A 19,803-nucleotide genomic window follows, 5' to 3' on the forward strand; every position below is an offset into this window, starting at 1 on the left:
TACCTTAAGCTCTTGCTTCGCGGATCCAACCAACATTCAGGAGTCTTTGATGCCCCGCCCCTTGTCGTTTTTGCTCTTACCTGCACTGCTGGCTGTGCTTCTTGGCGGCTGTTCACGCTATGAGCTGTATCAGAGCGCCATTGATCTGGAGCGCTCGAGTTCCGGCCTTCAGTCAGACACCGTCAAGGTAGGCTCACTGGACATCGCCTACCTCAAGAATCAGGAGGCCAACACCGGAGACACCATTGTCATGGTGCATGGGTTTGGTGCCAACAAAGACAACTGGACCCGACTCGCCAACGAACTCACGGACGACTTTAATGTTATTGCAGTAGACCTTCCTGGTCACGGAGAGAGCAGCAAACCACTCGACCTGGACTATTCCCTGACCGGTCAAGCCAGGCGTCTCGCAACGATTCTGAACGCCCTGTCCCTGGATGAATTCCATATGATGGGTAACTCAATGGGCGGCGCTATTACCGCCCTTTACTCGGCCATATACCCGGAGCAAGTCAAGAGCGCCGTGCTCTTCGATCCGGCGGGCATTTTCGAGTACGAGAGTGAACTGGTTGAGCTGGTTACCAACGGCGAGAACCCCCTGATTCCCAGCCAGGAGGGCGATCTCGAGCGCCTGATGGCCTTTGCGCTGGAGGAGCCGCCTTTTGTGCCATGGCCGATCCTCGGAGTAATGGAAGAAAAGGCCATCGCCAACCGTGAGATCAATCAGGTCATTTTCGCGGCCCTCCGGGAAAGTAATGATGACCCGGCCTTCAAAGAACGCATTTCCGGAATCCAAGCCCCCGTTTTGCTGATCTGGGGCAAGGAAGACCGGGTCATAAACTATCAGAATGGCCAGGTTTTCGAGGCGACCATTCCCAATGCAGAATTGATTCTGATGGACGACATCGGTCACGCACCAATGATCGAAGCGCCAGAAGAGTCAGCCCGACTTTTTCGTGAATTTCTGGCATCACGCGCATCACGGTAGCGGTCGACAGCTTCCACCTTGATCCACTACATTGGCGCGCAAAAACAGGATAGCCTTACAGCAATACAATAACGCCTGAATAACCTGAAACATGCCTGAAGCTCTCTGGATCTCATTCGCGTTCGCCCTGGGCCTGTTGGTCAAGGGCGTTGGACTCCCACCTCTCGTGGGCTACCTGGCCGCCGGATTTCTGCTTAGCGGGCTATCCGATGTAACTGGCATGGACATTGGTCCAACGGAAATACTCGGCCACATTGCTCACGTCGGGGTGCTCCTGCTTCTGTTTACCGTTGGTCTGAAACTCAAGCTGAGGTCCATCATCAGCCCTGAGGTCATCGGCGGTAGCCTGCTGCACTTTGCCATCACCTGTGGCGTCTTCACCCCCGGGCTCTATCTGCTCATGGAGTTGCCCTGGAGTACGGCATTACTGCTCGCCATTGCGCTGTCATTCTCCTCGACGGTTCTGGCGGCGAAAGTCCTCGAATCCAAGCGTGAGCTACGAGCCTTTCATGGACGCGTTGCCATCGGCATCCTGATCATGCAGGACCTGATCGCACTGGTGGTCATGAGTCTCGCCGGTGGCGAGACGCCGTCCCAGTGGGCGCTGATCGTCTTCGGTTTGCCGCTGTTGCGGCCTCTACTCTTCCGTCTACTCGACGCCAGCGGCCACGATGAATTGCTGGTCCTTCTTGGCCTTCTTCTGGCGCTGGTTCTCGGCGGTTACGGTTTTGAAAGTATCGGATTGAGCTCGGAACTCGGAGCACTGGTGTTTGGCGCCATGCTTGCCAGCCACCCCCGGGCTCAGGAGTTGTCCAAATCCCTGTGGAGCGTGAAGGAAGTGTTCCTGGTGGGATTCTTTCTGCAGATTGGTATCGGCGGCCTGCCAGACAGTCAGGCTCTCACGTTCGCTATCGTCGCCATGCTGGTTCTGCCCCTCAAGGGCCTGCTGTTCTTTTTCCTGTTACTGGCCTTCCGACTCCGGGCCCGGAGCGGTTTTCTCAGCTCTCTGGCGCTGACTAATTACAGCGAGTTCGGGCTGATTGTCGCCAGCATTGCGCTGCCGGAATGGCTGGTCCCTTTGGCGATTTCCGTGTCCTTGTCCTTTGTACTTTCCGCACCGCTGAACCGTTTTGCCCACAACCTGTACGAGCGCTTTGCGCCGGCACTCAGCCAGTTCGAAAGTCAGAAACATCACCCGGACGAGCAGCCGCTATCCCTGGGCAGCGCCCGCGTGCTGATTATGGGCATGGGGAGAACCGGCACAGCCGCCTACGATTGGATTGCCCCCAAAGCAGAGGAACTGATCGGCCTGGATTCCGACCCGGCGAAAGCCGATGAGCACCGCAAGGCCGGCCGGCACGTGGTCTTTGCCGATGCCGAGGACGCCTCCTTTTGGCATGGCCTGCACATGCCGGAAGTGCACTCGGTTATCCTGGCGCTGGGCGACATTGAGGGCAAGCTGATTGCGGCCCGAATGCTGAGAAAGCTGGGATTCAGGGGCTACATCGTTGCCCATACTATGTATGAGGATGAGGCCAGGCAGATTCGCGAAGCCGGTGCCAACGACGCCTACCTGACCATGAACGAAACCGGCGTTGCCCTGGCCAGCCATATCATCGGGCGCGACAGCGGTCAGGCGGGTTGAGCAAGCCTCAGAGAGCGCAGCTGCGGAAACCGGTATACACATCATTCCTCTGCGGCAGGTAGGCCTGCCGATAGGTTCCCCGGATCAGGCAGGATGAGGTGGCACAACTGCCACCCCGGGTTACCTTGTGATCCCCAAACTGCAAGGTCGACATGAATGGGTACATATCCACCTTGAACCCATCGTAGGGCAGAAACTGGGTGCTGGTCCATTCCCAGGCGCTCCCGATCATTTGCCGGCAACCGAAGGGGCTGTCTCCGGCAGGGAAGTCAAAGACCGGGTGCTGGCCCATGCCCTGCCCGTCCAGATCTGCCGAGGCGCCACCTGGCACCTGATTACCCCAGGGGAATCGTTGAAATGGCTCACCCGGCCGGTTGGCCAGCGCAGCCACTTCCCACTCGAACTCCGACGGCAGACGGCGCCCCGCCCAACGGCACCAGGCTTCGGCTTCCCAGTAACTGACGTGCAGAACCGGGGCGTCAATCTTCAATGGCTGCCAATGATCAAACACACGCTCCTGCCACTGGTTTCCGTGCCAGCGCCAGTAAAGTGGATGCCGGGGCGCCCGGAACATCGGTTCGCGGCAGCCGTGAACCAGGGCCACGTCTGTCTCGGTATCCAGCCACTTACGCCCACCAAATGACCAGAGTTCTGTCCGTTGATACCCCCCATCCTCCACAAACGCGAGGAAATCCCCGTTGGAAACCGGCTGTTTCGAGATAGCGAATGCCGGCAATTCAACTTCGAAACGCGGCTTTTCACAGTCAAAGGCAAAGTCGTCAGTTGCATAACAGCCGGACTCTCCCGGCATACCGATCAACCAACGCCCTGCCGGAATGTCGGCATCACCGGGCACCGGATCACCCGGCGCGGGACGATCCCCGGAGAACGACGAGGGGGCCGGATAGCCCACCGTTTGCCGGCACCAGATCAACGACTCGATGTGCATGTTCTGGTGGAAGATGGCATAGCGGTAGAGGTAGAGCGCGCGGTCGGTGAGCGGCTGTTCGCGAATCCGTTCCGCAATCCGACTGTAAACCGTATCGAAATACTGGAGTGTGGCGTTTCTCGCGGGGAACAGATCCCGGCGCCAGCGATCCGGATGGTCCACATGGAAGGAATCCCAGAGATCGTCCATGGAAGGGTCGATACTCGGCACGCCATCCAGCAGATTGAGCACAAAGACCTCATAGAAAAAGGCCGAGTGCCCCATCTCCCAGAGCGGCGGGTTCACACCACGATGGTAGGGAACGTCGAGGGCTGCATCCGGCAAGGATGTCACGAGTTCACGGGTACGGGTTCTGGCCTTCTCAAGCGCCGCCAGCAAACCATCACGTGTGGCGACCTGCTCCGTCACCATTTGTGTTTCATCCACGTTATCGACCTCACCCACAGATTCAGAAACCCAGAATAGCAAACCAGCCAGAGCCAAGCACAACTCGAGGTCAGGGCATCGCCATGCCCGATCGCACCTCAGTCACAAAAGAGCACACAAAATGAACCTTAGCTCACAATGGCCTCATGAATCTCTGTTAATGTTAGTTCTGCATACAAGCTTCCCCCGACCCCGGAAGCGCGGCTGAGCGCCGCAGTTCGTCAAGGAAAACAACCGCAGGGATTATATATGTCAGAACAACTCTATCAGATCGTTTTTACCGGCCAGGTTCTGGAAGGCTTCGATAAAGAACAGGTCAAAGCCAACCTGAAAGACCTCTTCAAGGCATCAGAGGGCCGCATCGACAAGCTCTTCTCACCGGAGCCCTCTGTACTCAAGTCTGGTCTGAGCCAGAAACATGCCGACATCTACGAACAGCGACTGACTGCGGCGGGCGCCGATATCCGGGTCATTCCGGCCATCGACACGGAAAAGGTTGCAGCCACCGATACCCCGATCAACCCACCCACACCACCGACCGAGCCGTCCAGACCGGACACCGGGCCAACCCGTCGCGCGGCGCCATTTTCATTCACCGGTCGCGGTGGCGAGTACTTTGGGATCTGGATTGTTAACATTCTGCTGACCATTCTGACCCTCGGGATCTACTCAGCCTGGGCCACAGTCCGCAACAACCAGTACTTTTACGGCAACACGCAGCTCGACGATTCCAGTTTCCAGTACCTCGCCAATCCCATCACGATTCTCAAAGGGCGATTAATCGCACTGGCGGTCCTGGTAGCCTATGCCGTGCTGTCCGAACTCTTTATTGAGGCAGCCATTATTTTCGCCATCGCTTTCGTCTTCGCAGTGCCCTGGATCATGATCCGGTCGCTTCGTTTCAAGGCCATCAACAGTGCGTATCGCAACATCCGGTTTGATTTCAAAGGCAGCTATGGCGCCGCCTTTATGGTGACCTTTGTGTGGCCGCTCCTGAACGTGTTGTGCCTGCTCCTGCTGACCCCTCTGGTGTTCCGAAAGACTCATGAGTTTGTCGCCAATGGCAGTCACTACGGCACCACACCGTTTGAGTTCCAGGCAACCAACGGCGACTATTACCGCCTCTTCGGTATCGCTCTGCTGATCGGGCTTGGCTTTGGCGTCGCAGCCTTCCTGGCGATGCAAACCGGCAGCATGACGCTGGCCATGCTGATCGGTGTTGCCGGTTACCTGACAATTTTCGGCTTTTTCATGGCTGGCGTTGCCAACCTGTTCTTCCGTTCGGTGACCCTCGAAAAGCACGGATTCGAATCGGGTCTCAAGCCCGCCCAGATGGTCTGGATCTACCTGAGCAACAGCTTTCTTGTGGTCCTGACTCTGGGTTTGTTCACCCCCTGGGCAAAAGTCCGAATGGCCCGTTACCGTGCCGATTGCACCACTATGCAGATTGCCGGTGACCTGAACCATTTCGTGGCGGCAGAGAAAAACCGCACCAGCGCACTAGGCCAGGAGCTCGGAGACGCCTTTGATGTCGAATTTGCCGCGATCTGAACTGGTCATTAGCGGACAGTTCTATTCCGGCAACAGCTCCGATCGGCAGGACGCGCAATTGCGTTCTGCCGATGGCGCCGTACTGATCAGTGCCGGCGCCATGCGGCTTGCTCTGTCACAGGACCAGATCCGAATCTCCCCCCGTATCGGCGACACGCCCAGATACCTCCATCTGCCCGATGACGCCGTTTTCGAAACTAACGACAACAAACGTGTGGACCAGCTCAGCCGAAGCATCCGCAAAGGCCGAGGCGGTCGCATGCTGCATTACCTGGAGCATCATCTTGGTCTGATCCTGGTGGCTGTCGTGGTGACCATTGCAGCTTCTGCACTCACCTTCGTCCACGGCGTCCCCTGGACGGCCAGGCTCGTGGCCCAGGCGCTGCCGGCCGCTGTGGCCGAACAACTGGGCGAAACCACCCTGATGTCGCTGGACGAAACCTGGCTGGCCCCCTCCGAGCTTCCGGAAAGTCGACTGCAGGAGCTCCGGCAAAGCTTCTTGCCCTACCTGGCGCCCGTCAGTGATACCCCCCTTAAGGTTGTGTTTCGCGCATCCGACACTATCGGCGCCAATGCCCTGGCCTTACCGGACGGCACGGTGATTTTTACCGACGACCTGGTGAGCCTGGCCGAACACGATGATGAACTGATCGCCATTCTGACTCACGAGATTGGCCATGTAGCCCACCGTCATGGTCTTCAGGGCATGGTGCAGTCGTCACTGACCTTCTGGCTGTTTGTCATGATGACCGGCGACCTTTCCGCATTCTCAGATACAACCGTCGCTGTGCCGGCGGTGTTGATGAGCCTGTCCTATTCCCGTGAAATGGAGCGGCAAGCGGACGCCTACGCACTTCAAACCATGAAGTCCCGGGGGCTGGATCCGGCACACTTTGCCAATATCCTGGCCCGCTTATCGGAGTCCCACGGCGCGGAAATCTCTGACACCGAAAAGAGTCACTGGGATCAATTGGGAGATCTGCTTTCAAGCCACCCCGCGACCCGGGAGCGAATCGAGCAGATTCGGCAGCAGAATATAACCGCTGACTGAATTTCAGGCATAAAAAAACCCCGCCAGTGGCGGGGTTTCTGGTGACTCCCGGCAAAGCCGGGAGCGACTACCTGACCGTTCGATTAACCGAACTGGTTCATGGTGTTGTCTTTACCACCGGCCTTCAGGGCCGCATCACCAGCGAAGAATTCCTTGTGGTCGTCGCCGATGTTGGAACCAGCCATATCCTGGTGCTTAACAGTGGCGATACCCTGACGGATTTCCTTGCGCTGAACACCAGCAACGTAGGCCAGCATGCCTTCGTCACCGAAGTAGCCCTTGGCCAGGTTGTCAGTGGACAGAGCCGCGGTGTGGTAAGTCGGCAGAGTGATCAGGTGGTGGAAGATACCCGCTTCGCGAGAACCGTCGCGCTGGAAGTTCTGACACCACTCGTCTGCCAGCTGACCCAGCTCGGTGTTGTCGTACTCTTCGCTCATCAGCTTGTCGCGGTCGTAGGCAGATACGTCCTTGCCTTCTTCCTGCCATGCGTCGAATACCTGCTGACGGAAGTTCAGAGTCCAGTTGAAGGACGGGCTGTTGTTGTAAACCAGCTTGGCATCGGGAACAACTTCCTTGATGCGGTTAACCATGGAAGCGATCTGGCCAACGTGCGGCTTCTCGGTTTCGATCCACAGCAGGTCAGCACCGTTCTGCAGGCTGGTGATACAGTCCAGAACTACGCGGTCTTCGCCAGTGCCCGGCTTGAACTGGAACAGGCCGGAAGCCAGACGCTTCGGACGAACCAGCTGACCGTTCTGCTTGATCACAACGTCGCCGTTGTTGATGTCTTCAGCCTTCTCGATGACGTCGCCATCGATGAAGCTGTTGTACTGGTCGCCCAGATCACCCGGCTCTTCAGTCACGGCGATCTTCTGGGTCAGGCCAGCGCCCAGGGAGTCGGTACGGGCAACGATTACACCGTCGTCCACACCCAGCTCGAGGAACGCCAGACGAACAGCGTTGATCTTGGACAGGAAGTCAGCGTGTGGCACGGTTACCTTGCCGTCCTGGTGACCACACTGCTTCTCGTCGGAAACCTGGTTTTCGATCTGGATGCAGCAGGCACCGGCTTCGATCATCTGCTTGGCCAGCAGGTAAGTCGCTTCAGCGTTACCGAAACCAGCGTCGATGTCAGCGATGATGGGCACAACGTGAGTTTCGTGGTTGTCGATCTGAGCTTCCAGCTCTTTGGCCTTGGCAGTGTCGCCAGCGTTCTCAGCTTCTTCCAGAGCACGGAACAGATGGTTCAGTTCCCAGGCATCCGCCTGACGCAGGAAGGTGTACAGCTCTTCGATCAGACCGGAAACAGCAGTCTTCTCGTGCATGGACTGGTCAGGCAGCGGACCGAACTGTGAACGCAGTGCGGCAACCATCCAGCCAGACAGGTACAGGTAACGACGCTCGGTCTTACCGAAGTGCTTCTTGATGGAGATCATCTTCTGCTGGCCAACGAAACCGTGCCAGCAACCCAGGGACTGAGTGTACTTGGAAGTGTCAGCGTCGTACGCTTCCATGTCTGCGCGCATGATCTTGGCAGTGTACTTGGCGATGTCCAGACCAGTCTTGAATTTGTTCTGGGCGCGCATGCGGGCAGCGTGCTTCGGGTTGATCGCGTTCCAGGTCGGGTTCTGCTTCACGAGGGCAGCGATTTGGTCAACGTCTTGTGCGTAGGGCATGATCTCATTCCTTTCTACGTTGGTTATCTATCTGGTTACGGAGAAGCCGGCAGCTACTTCCGCGGCCACCAACCTGCTCATTTTTTGAGCGCGCCGGTGACATTGACCGTTACTTTAGTGCTTTCAAATTTATAATTGAAATTTATATCATCTATATTCGGCATTTTTTTGGTGAATGGAGAATCCTCACCGGCCGATCAACCTCCATCCGTCAGCGAAAGCACCAGCAATCGATCAGCCGGACGGATGTCGAGATAGGACTTCCTGGGCGGGTTGAGCTCCAGGTGACGACCAGCCCCGTTTGGTTCTGCCCGATAAATGCCCAGAGCAATCTCCCCTTCTGAAGCCACGATTTTTTCCAGAAGCTGGAAATCCACGCTCGCGGGAAGCGGATAGTCCTCCGGGTCACGAAACTGGATTTCCGCGCCCCCCACCGTAAACAACTCATCCAGCACCACCCGCAATTCCCGACGCAACGCTACCTGACCCAGCACATGGCTGAGAATCATCGGACTGATCAGCATCTCACTCTGGTGCCCGTCCAGCAGGTGGCGATTGTCCGGATCGCTGAGCTCCATGATCAGTTGCGGGCGCCGCTGACCTTCCTTGAGGATGTCTTCCAACTGCAGGTAACCCACCATGGCTCGCGCATCCGCCTCTTCGTCGGAAGCCAGACGATCACTACTGAGCAGAATCACACTGTCGTATCCGGCCGGATCAACCCGCCGCAGATCATCTTCTACCATGTAGTCCGCTTCAATATGATGACAGCGTACCCGGGAGCCCTCCCCCACATAGCGTGCGATGGCCTGCTCTCGCTCCACCACAGGCACCACTGACACCAGATCGACCTCAAACCCCAGTTGCCGGTAACTGGCAAATTCTGCGATCAGGCTGGGAACTCGACGATTCCAGCCCAGAATTAAAACCCTGTGGCTATTCTTTATCGCGTGAGTTGGCCGATGCAGGATCTCTGTGCGACTGACCTCTGGCAAAGGGGCAAGTTTCGGATTGGCATCGGTTTCCGAGTAGTCCCGGGCCAGCATGATGACCCGGTCACTGCTTTCAATCCGGGTGTCAGAGCGGGCGACCAGGCGGACATCCCAGCCGGTTCCCTGCTGCCGCAACAGCCCCAGCACAATCACCCGGGGCCGCGCTGAAGCCACTTCAGACAAGGTCATGCCGGCAACGGATTCACCGCCGCGCACGTAGATCTCGTTACCGTCCCCTGCGGTAAGCAGTTCGTTATAAACTTCGGAGAGGCCCGGATGCAGCAGGTTCTGCACCATCAGCCGGCTGATGGTGGCGTCACCCGCCACCACTTCCACGGCCCCCGGATATGCACGTTCAATGACCGGCAATTTGCGAACATCCTGAATCTCTGCAACCACAAACGGCAGAGGCGAATGAAAGTGTCTCGCCTGGGCTGCAATCGATAGCAACGCCTTGACGGTTTCCACGTCGGAGGTCACCAGGCTACCGGCCTCATGGGCTGCGCTGGGCACAATAACCGCGGCAGCATCCAGGCACGCGACCCGATGCAACGCCTCCGGTTGGATGGCCGATCCGGATCGGAGAATGATCTGCCGGGCCCGGCGTCCAATCCCCGGCTCGGCGCGCAACTCATGAACCTGATCGGCCGAGGCATCCTCCGACAGCACCACCAGGTTGAGTCTCTGGGCATCGTGTTTTTCGAGGAAACGCCGCATCCGGCCCGAGGTGCCAAGAAGCTCCGCCAGTAAGGGCAGGGTCTGACTGGTCCATCCCAGTATGACGATGTGGTTTTTCAGGGTGACCGGCGTCAGCCCCCGCTCGAGATCCGCCATCTTGGCGATCAACCAGCGGGTAAGAATGGCCACCAGGGTGCCCATAAACACCACGTACCCGCTGACCGTCAGCATCGTGGAGACGATACGCTGCCAGACGCCGACGTCATCCCCCAGATACCCGGGATCGGTCAGACGCAGAAACGCCCACCAGATCGCAGCGCCCGCATCGTCGAAGGACTCGCCCAACGGCACCACAAGCAGCCCGCCCAACAACGATATAAAGGCGATAAAAGCAGCCACCACAAGGAGCTGGAAACCAGCCCCTTTGACCAACTGCCTTTCTACGAGAAATTTAATTCGATCAATGATCCGAAACGGAAGCATGCGCTGTCCTGTACTGAAATCTTGGGAGTATCGCTAGCATAGCTGATACGCCGCTGATTTCAGTACTGTTTCGGACATCACATCTGCCGGACCAGTGCCAATGCCTGATCCAGGGACGGCGCAAAATCACTCACTCCCTCAATGGGTTTGACGCCGGCGCGGGCCAGGGTGCGGAGCGGTTGAAACTGAAGGTCGGCAATGACAATGCGCGTGCCATCTTCCCGACAGGTAGCGATCAGCTTGTTCAGCGCGGCCAGGCCGCCGGCGTCGAGGATGGTTACGCCGTCCATGTAGAGAATGATATTCCTGTCATCCGCGGACAACGCAGCCAGCTCCCCGAACACTCGGTCTGCTGCAGCAAAGAACAGGGGACCGTTGATCTTGAAAATGCGCCAGTTGTCCGGAACGTGAGCATTCGCAATCCGCTTGCTGTCGGTGATGTCTGTCACCTTGGTCATCTGTGCCATCTCCTGCATGAACAGGATTGCGGCGAGAAGGACACCGGTGGTGATGGCAATCACCATGTCCATCATCACGGTCAGAGAGAAGCAGGTCAGAAAGACCAAGATGTCCCGACGGGGCGCCACCTTGAGCAAGTGCAGGGATTTCGGGGCCTCACTCATGTTCCAGGCCACCATCACCAGCAACGCAGCCATGGCCGGCATTGGCAGATAGGCCAGGACGCCCGCCAGGGACACCAGCGCCAACAGAACCACACCCGCGTGCACCATGGCCGCAATCGGAGATTCCGCACCAGCCCGAAAGTTCGCTGCAGACCGGGCAATGGCGGCTGTCGCTGTAATGCCACCAAAGAACGGGGTGACGATATTACCGATTCCCTGCCCCATGAGTTCACTGTTGGCACTGTGGCGCTTGCCGGTCATGCCATCAAGCACCACGGCACAGAGCAGCGATTCGATCGCCCCTAGCATGGCAATAGCAAAGGCGGACGGAAGCAGTTCCCGGACCATATCCCAGGACAGTCCAAGTACAACGCCATCGGCACCCGGCTGAGTCCATGGCAAGGCAAATTCCGGCAGAAACGGCGGAATGCCGGCACCACTGGAGCCATCGGGCAACAAATAGCTGAATCGTGACCCGATGGTATCAACAACAGCACTGTCGGCGTTGAACCAGAGCGCAATCAGACTGCCAATAATCACCGCCGGCAAATGGGGCGGTATCGGGGTCTTCAGCCGGGGCCAGATCAGCATGGTTGCCAATGTGACCGCCGCAACCGTGGTGCTGGCCGGATCCAGTGAGGGTAACGCCTCGGCCAGCGCCGCCAGCTTATCCCAGAAATGTTCGGGCATGGATGCCAACGCCAGGCCGAAGAAGTCCTTGACCTGCAGCGTGGCAATGACCACCGCAATCCCGCCGGTGAAGCCAAGGGTCACGGGCTCCGGGATGTACTCGATCAACCGGCCGAGCCGCATGGCCGCCATCAGCACCAGCATGACTCCGGACATGAGTGTGGCCACCAGAAGCCCCCCAAGACCGTATTCCTGGGCAATCGGGTATAAAATGACAACAAAGGCTGCAGTGGGCCCGGAAATACTGAAGCGACTGCCGCCCGTGAGTGCGATCAGGAAGCCGGCGATAAACGCGGTGTAAAGACCATATTGCGGCGGCACGCCACTGGCAATGGCCAACGCCATGGACAACGGGATCGCAATGATACCAACCGTCAATCCAGCCAATACATCACGGAGCAACCGGCGGCTTCCATAGGGCTCGTCGATGCATGCCTCGCGGAATGCGTGGGCTAGCCGGAGTGAAAAAAGGTGGGCACGATGGGACATATCATGTGACCTGTTGCAGTACGTGTATTTTCATTATATGGTCATCACATATTCATTCAATGTTAATCTGATTAACATGCAACAATCACCCGAGCACTTGCCTGCACACTGGACGAGATATCAGACATCGTTATGGAAAAGCGCACCGCACGCCTGACACTATTGATCGACCCTGACAAAAAAGCGGCTTTCGAAGCTCTGTGCAAGGAAGAGGACGTCACACCCTCCCAGAAAGTACGCCAGTTCATCCGGGAATATGTCGAGCAGAAACTCGGCCAGGACTGGCGGGACCAGGGGCCGCAATCGTAAATCGCCAAAGGTCCGCACCGATGAAGCCAGCTCTGATCGCCGTCATACTTGCCCTGCTGAATGGGTGCATGAACATGTCCGCAGCGTTGCCCCCACCACAAAGCCAATACGATGCCGTGATCGTCAACCCGGTTGACGGTAAGGCCATGACCATCGATGAACTCGCCGAGCGCCTGATGAAAACCGATGTTGTCGTCATCGGGGAATACCATGGGCATCATGGCAGTCATCTGCTTCAGTCCCGCCTGCAGCAGGCTCTCCATCGACAGAGACCAGCTCAGGTATTGTCCATGGAGCAATTCGACGCCAATCACCAGAAGGATCTGAACCGGTATCTGGCTGGCGAGATGGGTGAATCGGAACTCATCGAAGATTCGGAAGCCTGGGACAACTATCGGGCTTCCTATCGTCCGTTGGTGGAGTATGCCCGCTTGAACCAGCAACCGGTCATTGCTGCCAATGCGCCTGCTCGGGTGGTCCGCTGCGTCGGTCGCAAGGGTCCGGACTACCTTGATCAGCTGTCACAGGAACTGCAGCAATTCCTGCCCGATGAGCCTTTCATGGATACGGCCTCTTACCGGGAGAAGTTTGTCGACACGATGACCGGCAGTCATGGCACCGGCACGGATGCAATGAGCGAACGCATGTCGAACCGTTACCAGGCTCAGCTCCTCAGGGACAACACCATGGCAAGCCGCATCCTGGAGGCTACGCAAACCTATCCGGACCACCAGATCGTGCACCTGACCGGCACGTTCCACAGCGAGGAACGGCTCGGCACGGTGGCCTTGCTGCATAAACGGGCGCCCGGACTCAGCATCGCTGTTATCTCTCCGATTTTCCCGGATGACGAAGATCTTTCAAAGATGATCCGGGAAAATCGGCACAAGGGGGATATTCTGTACGTGATTCAACCCTTGCCCGTTGAGTTCGTCGACGAAGAAAGAGGCCGCGAGGCGATGATGGAACGATTCCGTCGCTCGTCCAGCAAACCCTGCGACTGAACCTGCTAGCCATACGCCTCGATGGCATCACGAAACTCGGAGAGGTCCTGCTCACTGAACAGGACGAACCGGACCAGGCGTACGGAGGTTAGAGTCGGTCGAACATTGATGACGCTGCGAACCGCCACCCTTGCCGCCTCCGCTATGGGATAGCCAAAAACCCCGGTGGATATCGCCGGGAAGGCAACCGATGCCAACCCCTTTCGATCGGCCAGCAGAAGAGCATTGCGATAGCAGTCTGCGAGCAGCTCTTCCGACGGCTCATCCACACCGTAGACCGGCCCTAGACAGTGAATCACATGGTCATTTGGCAGGCTGTGCCCGGAACTGATGACCGCCTGGCCTGGATGAATCGGTGCCAGTGACCGGCATTCCTCTGCCAGCCCCGGCCCCGCCGCATCGTGTATGGCACCGGCAACGCCACTGCCGGGCAGAAGCGAGGCATTGGCGGCATTCACCACCGCATCCACATCCGGTTGGGAGGCAATGTTCCCGCGGACGCACTCAACCTTCACATCTGTCATCGTTATCCCCCTTTCCGCATCGACCATGAGGCGCTAGTCTGGAACCTGATTTCAGGATAGCAGGCACCGCACCGGTGCGAACCACAGGGAACCCTCTATGAAAGTTGTTGTCTCGCTGATTCTGGCCTTCGCGGCCATCGCCTCCGCATCCATCATCGCAGAAGGGCTGACGGATCTTCGCACCGGCGATCGGTATGTCACCGTCAAGGGTGTCGCAGAGCGGGAGGTGAACGCCGACGTTGCCCTCTGGCCCATTCGATTCGTCGCCACCGGAAGCACCCTGGAGGAAGCCCAGACGAAGGCGGGCCGGAGCCGGGATGCGATTATGGCTTTCCTGAAACTCCAGGCGATCGAGCAAGACGCCGTTGAGCTTCAGCGTCTGGATGTGACAGATTCCCGAGCCAATGCCTACCAGCCCAATCAGGTAGAGCAGAAGTTCATCATCCATCAGACCCTGATGGTGCGCACCGCGGATATCGACAAAATCCGGCAGGCAGCGCAGGGCGTCAGTGAGTTAGTGGACTCCGGTGTGGTGCTGTCATCAGATTACGGACAATCGGGCCCGACCTATCTGTTTACCGGACTCAACGACATTAAGCCGGAGATGATTGCCGAAGCCACCTCGGCCGCCCGGGAAGCCGCCAATCAGTTCGCCAAGGATGCCAATGCCGAGCTCGGAGGCCTGCGCCGGGCCAACCAAGGCGTGTTCCAGATTCTTGCCCGGGACCAGGCACCGGGCATCATGGAAGGACAGCAGCCGATGAAAACCGTACGGGTGGTGTCTACCGTTCAGTACTATCTACGCTGATCAATCCCGTACATCCGGGGGCTACTGGGTAGCGACCATGTCATCCGTCACCTGGTACTCCCCCGCCAGCCAGCGCAGGATCTCGTTCGCTGCCGGGTGATCGAAACCATCATAGGTATGCTGGAGACTTTGCCGTTTTTCATCACTGATCCGGCCCAGTCCGGCATCCTGGAGCACCAGCAGGTCAGCGAGCACCTGCTCCGCCAGCTCATGCCCCAGCACCTCCCGCGCAACGTGCCGGAACACCTGGCCGTATTCGTAACTCGGTCCGAGCCGGTAAGATTCGGCCAGTGAGATGGCCGGTATCGTCGTCAGCATAGGCTGCAGAGCGGGATTGATGCAGTGCCCCGCCAGATGGGCCGCATTCGCCGCCGGTCGGCCGGTAAAGGCTCGGAGATGAAGGTGGCGGGACATGCGCTCGCCATCATTCACCGGGTAGTTGTCCCACAACACCGGCTTGCGTCCCAGCAGATCACCTATCCGCTTCAGGTGTCCGGGTGAAATCTCCCGCGAACAGACCTCTTCCCCGGTCCAGAAAACCCCCACCGAGTGCTCCAGCTCACGACCCAGAGTTTCCAGGTAATCGGCAGGTCTTTCCCCGAACACCCGGTCCAGAACCGGATCGTCGGAATAGTAGGTTGGACACATACTCAGGTTTTTTGCACTGGAATGGTCCCGCACCCAGCGCATGATCTCGGCCTGGGTACGGGCCAGATCAACAGCGTCAGAACGCATGTCATCGAACAGAATCGCCAGATCATCAATACCGATGCGGTCCAGTAACGCCAATTTCTCAGCCAGGGCACGCCTGGCGTCGTCGTCAAACCGGTTAAAGATCTCATAAGGACTCAACCCAACTCCGAAACGCACGCCTTCCCCCCGGCAGAATCGGGAAAACGCCGCCAGCTCCGCAGCGGCCGCCGGTGGGTGCGGTTCCTGCCAGCGTTTGCGCAGGAAAGGATCCGCCTTCGGGGCGTAGAAGTATTGACCGTAGCCGTGGGGCGCCAGCGTGCGAACCAGATGGCGGCGTTCCTGCCAGTTCCACATCGGCCCGTAAAAGCCTTCAATAATTCCCAGTGTGTTGGTCATGATCCAGCTCCCTGCAATATCCCTGTCGACAATTCGCCAACCGTTCTGTACATCCTATACCGGTAACCCGTGGGGGGTATATCTCAGCCCGCTGAAACTTGACTAGACTATGAGAAATCAAAGCGATCACTGCCTCGGAACCCGGGAGTCCGCCATGGAAATAAAAACATTCGAAGACCTGATTGACTGGACCCGCCAATTGCATGCCCATCTGGCGAAATGCCTCCATGAGGGCGCTGAACAAAACCCCAACGAACGTGCAGCGGCCTTGCTGGATTATGTGAGTCAACATGAACAGATGCTGGAGAAGGCGGTTGCCGAGTTCGAAAGACAAGCCGACCCGAAGGCCATGCACACCCGTCTGTACGATTACGCCAATCACAAACCCATCAGGTCGCATCGCACCTGTGAGACACATTATGCCGAGCTGGACTTCAAAGGCATTGCCAGAGAGATCTTCGATTTCCACGATCAGGTCATGGCACTGTATGACAGCCTCATCGGTAAAGCCGAAATTCCAGAAGCCAAAAGCCTGCTCGAAGATCTCAAATCCCTGGAAGAGCACGAGGCCATGCGTTTGGCCAGCCAGATCGGCAGGATGGATGACCTCTGACACCTCACCGCTAAGACCAAAGTCGTAATAGAGGCTGATTTTCGTTTCAACACTGGGCGATCATTGCTAAGTTGAACTACCTTAGGGAGTTACCAATCCCCACAGGGATAGAATCGACTCACAACAACGACAATAGAGGATAGAAGAGCAATGAAGATCCGTTCTGTTCTTTCCGCGGCTGTGCTGGCTGTGGCAACCACCTTTGCCTCCACGCAAGCCCTTGCGCAGGAAAAATTCACCCTACGCCTTGCAGAAACCTGGGGACCTAATTTCCCGATTTTCGGGGACACTACGAAGAATTTCGCCAAGCTCGTCGAGGAAATGTCCGACGGCCGTTTGCGCATCCGTATCGACTCGTCCAACAAGCATAAAGCGCCGTTTGGCGTGTTTGATATGGTCAAAGCCGGTCAATACGACATGGGCCACTCAGCATCCTATTACTGGAAAGGCAAAGTCCCCGAGACCCTGTTCTTCACCAGCATGCCCTTCGGTATGACCGCCATCGAACAGTACGCCTGGTTCTACTATGGCGATGGCATGGAACTGATGCAGGAGGTTTATGCCCCCCAAAACATGCTCTCCTTCCCGGGCGGTAACACCGGCATTCAGATGGGCGGCTGGTTCCGCAAGGAAATCAAATCGCTGGATGACCTGCAGGGCCTGAAAATGCGTATCCCCGGCTTTGCGGGTGAGGTCTTCGCCGAAGTGGGTGTGAGTCCGACCAACATTCCGCCTGGAGAGCTGTATACCGCCCTCGAGCGCAACACCATTGATGCGGTTGAGTGGGTTGGCCCGGCACTGGACCTTCGTCTCGGTTTCCAGCAAATTGCCGATTACTACTACACCGGCTGGCACGAGCCTGCTACTGAACTGCAATACCTGGTTAACAAGAAGACCTGGGAGAAGCTGCCGAGCGATCTTCAGACGATCCTGAAAACCGCCATGCGGGTTTCCGCCTACGACATGCTGGTCCTCTCACAGCACGAAAATGCGAAAGCCTGGGCCAACATCAAGAAAGAGTACCCGGACGTGCAGATCAAGAACTTCCCGGAAGACGTGTTCCAGGCTATGTACGATGCCAACAAAAAGCTGCTGAAGGAGGCAGCCGGCAAGAACGACCTGGCCAAGCGAATCGTGGAGTCGCAGGAAGAGTATCTTGAAAAGACCCGGGCCTACACAGACATTTCTGAGCGGGCCTACCTAAACACCATGGCCGAAGTCGAGTAAAATATCGACGTAGACAGGGCCGGGATCGCTCTATGAGTGATCCCGGTTTTGTCGTTTATAGCAGCCCCAAAATCGCCAGCCCGCTTAGCGGAGGTAACAGCACTAATGCGGTGGATTATCAAACTCGACGAGGGCCTCGCCCGACTCTCCACGTTCTGTGGCTGGATCGCCTGTATCGCAATGATACTGATGACAGCCAACGTTTTTTACGATGTTGTCGCCCGATACGCGTTTAACTCTGTCTCCATTGGCATGCAGGAAATGGAATGGCACCTATACTCGGTGGTCTTTCTCCTCGGCATCCCCTACGCCCTGCGGAACGATGCGCATGTTCGCGTTGATGTTTTTTACACCAACTGGAGCAACACCACCAAAGCCTGGGTTAACCTGATCGGCGCCATCATCTTTGTGATTCCGTTCGCCTATCTCATCGCCAACTATGGCTACAGCTTTGCCGTGGACTCTTACAATATGGGAGAGGGCAGCGGCGACCCCGGCGGCCTGCCAAACCGCTGGATCATCAAGGCGGTGATCCCCTTTGCAGCCTTCTTCATTGCCACTGCTGGTCTGAACATGGTGACCTTCGCTCTCCGCGTGATCTCCGGCGAGAAAAGCTATGAAGTCGAACACAGCGGAGGGGACCTGGCATGATCGGTATCATCATGTTTGGCGTGGCCCTGGTCATGCTGATGCTGGGTTTCCCGGTTGCGTTTACCTTCGGCGGTGTTGCCCTGTTCTTCGGTATCTATGCCGAGGGCATGGAGCTGTTCGCCTTCATGCCATTCCGAATCATGAGCGTCATGCAGAACACGGTTCTGATGGCGGTGCCCCTATTCATTTTCATGGGCGTGGTTCTGCAACGCACCAAACTGGCCGAGCAGCTGCTCACCTCCATGGGTCGACTGTTTGGCGGGCTTCCTGGCGGCCTGGCCATTTCCACCATTCTGGTTGGTGCCCTGCTGGCCGCCTCTACTGGTGTTGTCGGGGCCAGTGTTGTGGCCATGGGCCTGATTTCCCTGCCGGTCATGCTTGCCCACAAGTACGACAAGCGGCTGAGTACTGGCACCATCTGCGCATCCGGAACCCTGGGGCAGATCGTGCCGCCCTCCATCATCCTGATCATTCTCGGGGATGTCCTGGGCCTGCCGGTGGGAGACCTGTTCAAAGCGGCGGTATGGCCAGGTGTCGTGTTGATTGGTCTGTACATCATCTACATCCTGGTACTGACTCGACTGAAGCCAGAAACAGCACCAGCGATGCCGGTGGATCCCGGCCGGTCCCGCAAGCAGGAGGTGATCTCCGCTCTGATCGCAATCATCCCGCCGCTGGCCCTGATCGTGGTGGTACTGGGATCGATTTTCTCCGGAATTGCAACGCCGACCGAGTCATCGGCTCTGGGCGGTGTCGGAGCCGTGGTTCTGGCCATCATTTATCGGCAGTTCTCTTTCCGGATGATCTGGGATGCCGCCCAGGACACGGTCAAAGTCACAGCCATGGTCTTCGCCATCCTGATCGGTGCGACCGCGTTCTCCATGGTGTTCAGCTACACCGGTGGTGATTACCTGCTCGAAGACTGGCTGCACATGCTGCCCGGTGAACAGTGGGGCTTCATCATCCTGGCCATGGCCGTCATTCTGATCCTGGGGTTCTTCATCGATTTCGTGGAGATCTCCTTCATCATCGTGCCCATCCTGGCACCGGTCGCCGAGGCCATGGGTATCAACATGCTGTGGTTCGCCATTTTGATCGCCATGAACCTGCAGACCAGCTTCCTCACGCCCCCATTCGGGTTTGCGCTGTTCTACCTGAAAGGTGTGGCTCCGCCGGAGGTGAAAACGGTGGATATCTACAAAGGGATTATCCCCTTCATCGCCATCCAGATTCTGGTACTGGCATTGATCGTGATATTCCCCGAGTGGTTTGGCATGAGCGCCACCTACTAACGGTCTCCAAAACCGGGCTTCAGGGCCCGGTTTTTTTTCGTACTC

The 19,803-nt window shown here is 57.5% G+C and carries 17 protein-coding genes; 11 read left to right on the forward strand and 6 right to left on the reverse strand.

What is annotated here, in order from left to right:
• The first annotated feature begins 49 nt into the window (after window positions 1-49).
• Complete coding sequence (locus D777_RS12490; RefSeq protein WP_036132637.1) at window positions 50-988, forward strand: alpha/beta fold hydrolase; 939 nt, start codon at window positions 50-52, stop codon at window positions 986-988.
• 91 nt (window positions 989-1,079) lie between these two features.
• Window positions 1,080-2,633, forward strand: coding sequence for a cation:proton antiporter family protein (locus D777_RS12495; protein WP_036132642.1), 1,554 nt, complete (start codon window positions 1,080-1,082; stop codon window positions 2,631-2,633).
• A 7-nt stretch (window positions 2,634-2,640) separates the two neighbouring features.
• Here D777_RS12495 and senA read toward each other — a convergent pair whose 3' ends face one another.
• On the reverse strand, window positions 2,641-4,008 hold the full coding sequence (senA, locus tag D777_RS12500; protein WP_227501757.1) for a selenoneine synthase SenA: 1,368 nt from the start codon (window positions 4,006-4,008) through the stop codon (window positions 2,641-2,643).
• 249 nt (window positions 4,009-4,257) lie between these two features.
• Here senA and D777_RS12505 point away from each other — a divergent pair, with 249 nt between their 5' ends.
• Together D777_RS12505 and D777_RS12510 are read left to right on the forward strand one after the other, a co-directional pair.
• Window positions 4,258-5,559, forward strand: coding sequence for a YjgN family protein (locus D777_RS12505; RefSeq protein ID WP_051669087.1), 1,302 nt, complete (start codon window positions 4,258-4,260; stop codon window positions 5,557-5,559).
• Entirely contained in the window at window positions 5,537-6,610 is a 1,074-nt protein-coding gene (locus tag D777_RS12510; protein ID WP_036132644.1) for a M48 family metallopeptidase, read from the forward strand. The genes D777_RS12505 and D777_RS12510 overlap by 23 nt, the downstream gene beginning before the upstream one ends.
• Before the next feature lie 83 nt (window positions 6,611-6,693).
• Here D777_RS12510 and D777_RS12515 read toward each other — a convergent pair whose 3' ends face one another.
• The 3 genes from D777_RS12515 to dauA all read right to left on the reverse strand — a co-directional run bounded on the left by D777_RS12515 (window position 6,694) and on the right by dauA (window position 12,241).
• Entirely contained in the window at window positions 6,694-8,286 is a 1,593-nt protein-coding gene (locus D777_RS12515; RefSeq protein WP_036132648.1) for an isocitrate lyase, read from the reverse strand.
• 197 nt (window positions 8,287-8,483) lie between these two features.
• Window positions 8,484-10,439, reverse strand: a complete 1,956-nt coding sequence (locus tag D777_RS12520; RefSeq protein ID WP_036132660.1) for a CASTOR/POLLUX-related putative ion channel — start codon at window positions 10,437-10,439, stop codon at window positions 8,484-8,486.
• Window positions 10,440-10,516: 77 nt separating this feature from the next.
• Window positions 10,517-12,241, reverse strand: coding sequence for a C4-dicarboxylic acid transporter DauA (gene dauA / locus D777_RS12525; RefSeq protein WP_036132663.1), 1,725 nt, complete (start codon window positions 12,239-12,241; stop codon window positions 10,517-10,519).
• 132 nt (window positions 12,242-12,373) lie between these two features.
• Between dauA and D777_RS12530 the strand changes: the two genes are divergently transcribed.
• Both D777_RS12530 and D777_RS12535 read left to right on the forward strand, forming a co-directional pair.
• Complete coding sequence (locus D777_RS12530) at window positions 12,374-12,550, forward strand: ribbon-helix-helix domain-containing protein (RefSeq protein ID WP_036132665.1); 177 nt, start codon at window positions 12,374-12,376, stop codon at window positions 12,548-12,550.
• A gap of 20 nt (window positions 12,551-12,570) precedes the next feature.
• Window positions 12,571-13,554 (forward strand): ChaN family lipoprotein, encoded by a 984-nt coding sequence (locus D777_RS12535; RefSeq protein ID WP_227501758.1) that lies wholly within the window; start codon window positions 12,571-12,573, stop codon window positions 13,552-13,554.
• A 5-nt stretch (window positions 13,555-13,559) separates the two neighbouring features.
• On the opposite strand, the gene D777_RS12540 is transcribed toward D777_RS12535, so the two are convergent.
• Window positions 13,560-14,078 carry a macro domain-containing protein gene (locus D777_RS12540; RefSeq protein WP_036132666.1) on the reverse strand — a complete coding sequence of 173 codons (519 nt, stop codon included), beginning with the start codon at window positions 14,076-14,078 and terminating at the stop codon, window positions 13,560-13,562.
• A gap of 97 nt (window positions 14,079-14,175) precedes the next feature.
• Here D777_RS12540 and D777_RS12545 point away from each other — a divergent pair, with 97 nt between their 5' ends.
• The gene (locus tag D777_RS12545) at window positions 14,176-14,886 is read left to right on the forward strand and encodes an SIMPL domain-containing protein (protein ID WP_036132669.1); all 711 of its coding nucleotides are present in this window, start codon (window positions 14,176-14,178) and stop codon (window positions 14,884-14,886) included.
• Between the two features lie 21 nt (window positions 14,887-14,907).
• Here the strand turns inward: D777_RS12545 and D777_RS12550 are convergent, their stop codons facing one another.
• Complete coding sequence (locus tag D777_RS12550) at window positions 14,908-15,975, reverse strand: beta-N-acetylglucosaminidase domain-containing protein (RefSeq protein WP_036132672.1); 1,068 nt, start codon at window positions 15,973-15,975, stop codon at window positions 14,908-14,910.
• Window positions 15,976-16,129: 154 nt separating this feature from the next.
• Here D777_RS12550 and D777_RS12555 point away from each other — a divergent pair, with 154 nt between their 5' ends.
• The 4 genes from D777_RS12555 to D777_RS12570 all read left to right on the forward strand — a co-directional run bounded on the left by D777_RS12555 (window position 16,130) and on the right by D777_RS12570 (window position 19,758).
• Complete coding sequence (locus D777_RS12555; protein WP_036132674.1) at window positions 16,130-16,588, forward strand: hypothetical protein; 459 nt, start codon at window positions 16,130-16,132, stop codon at window positions 16,586-16,588.
• Window positions 16,589-16,738: 150 nt separating this feature from the next.
• On the forward strand, window positions 16,739-17,815 hold the full coding sequence (locus tag D777_RS12560) for a TRAP transporter substrate-binding protein (RefSeq protein WP_036132677.1): 1,077 nt from the start codon (window positions 16,739-16,741) through the stop codon (window positions 17,813-17,815).
• Window positions 17,816-17,920: 105 nt separating this feature from the next.
• Window positions 17,921-18,466, forward strand: a complete 546-nt coding sequence (locus D777_RS12565) for a TRAP transporter small permease subunit (protein WP_036132680.1) — start codon at window positions 17,921-17,923, stop codon at window positions 18,464-18,466.
• Window positions 18,463-19,758 (forward strand): TRAP transporter large permease, encoded by a 1,296-nt coding sequence (locus D777_RS12570; RefSeq protein WP_036132682.1) that lies wholly within the window; start codon window positions 18,463-18,465, stop codon window positions 19,756-19,758. The genes D777_RS12565 and D777_RS12570 overlap by 4 nt, the downstream gene beginning before the upstream one ends.
• Window positions 19,759-19,803 lie beyond the last annotated feature (45 nt).

It is taken from the genome of Marinobacter nitratireducens (assembly GCF_000708045.1).
Classification (GTDB): domain Bacteria; phylum Pseudomonadota; class Gammaproteobacteria; order Pseudomonadales; family Oleiphilaceae; genus Marinobacter; species Marinobacter nitratireducens.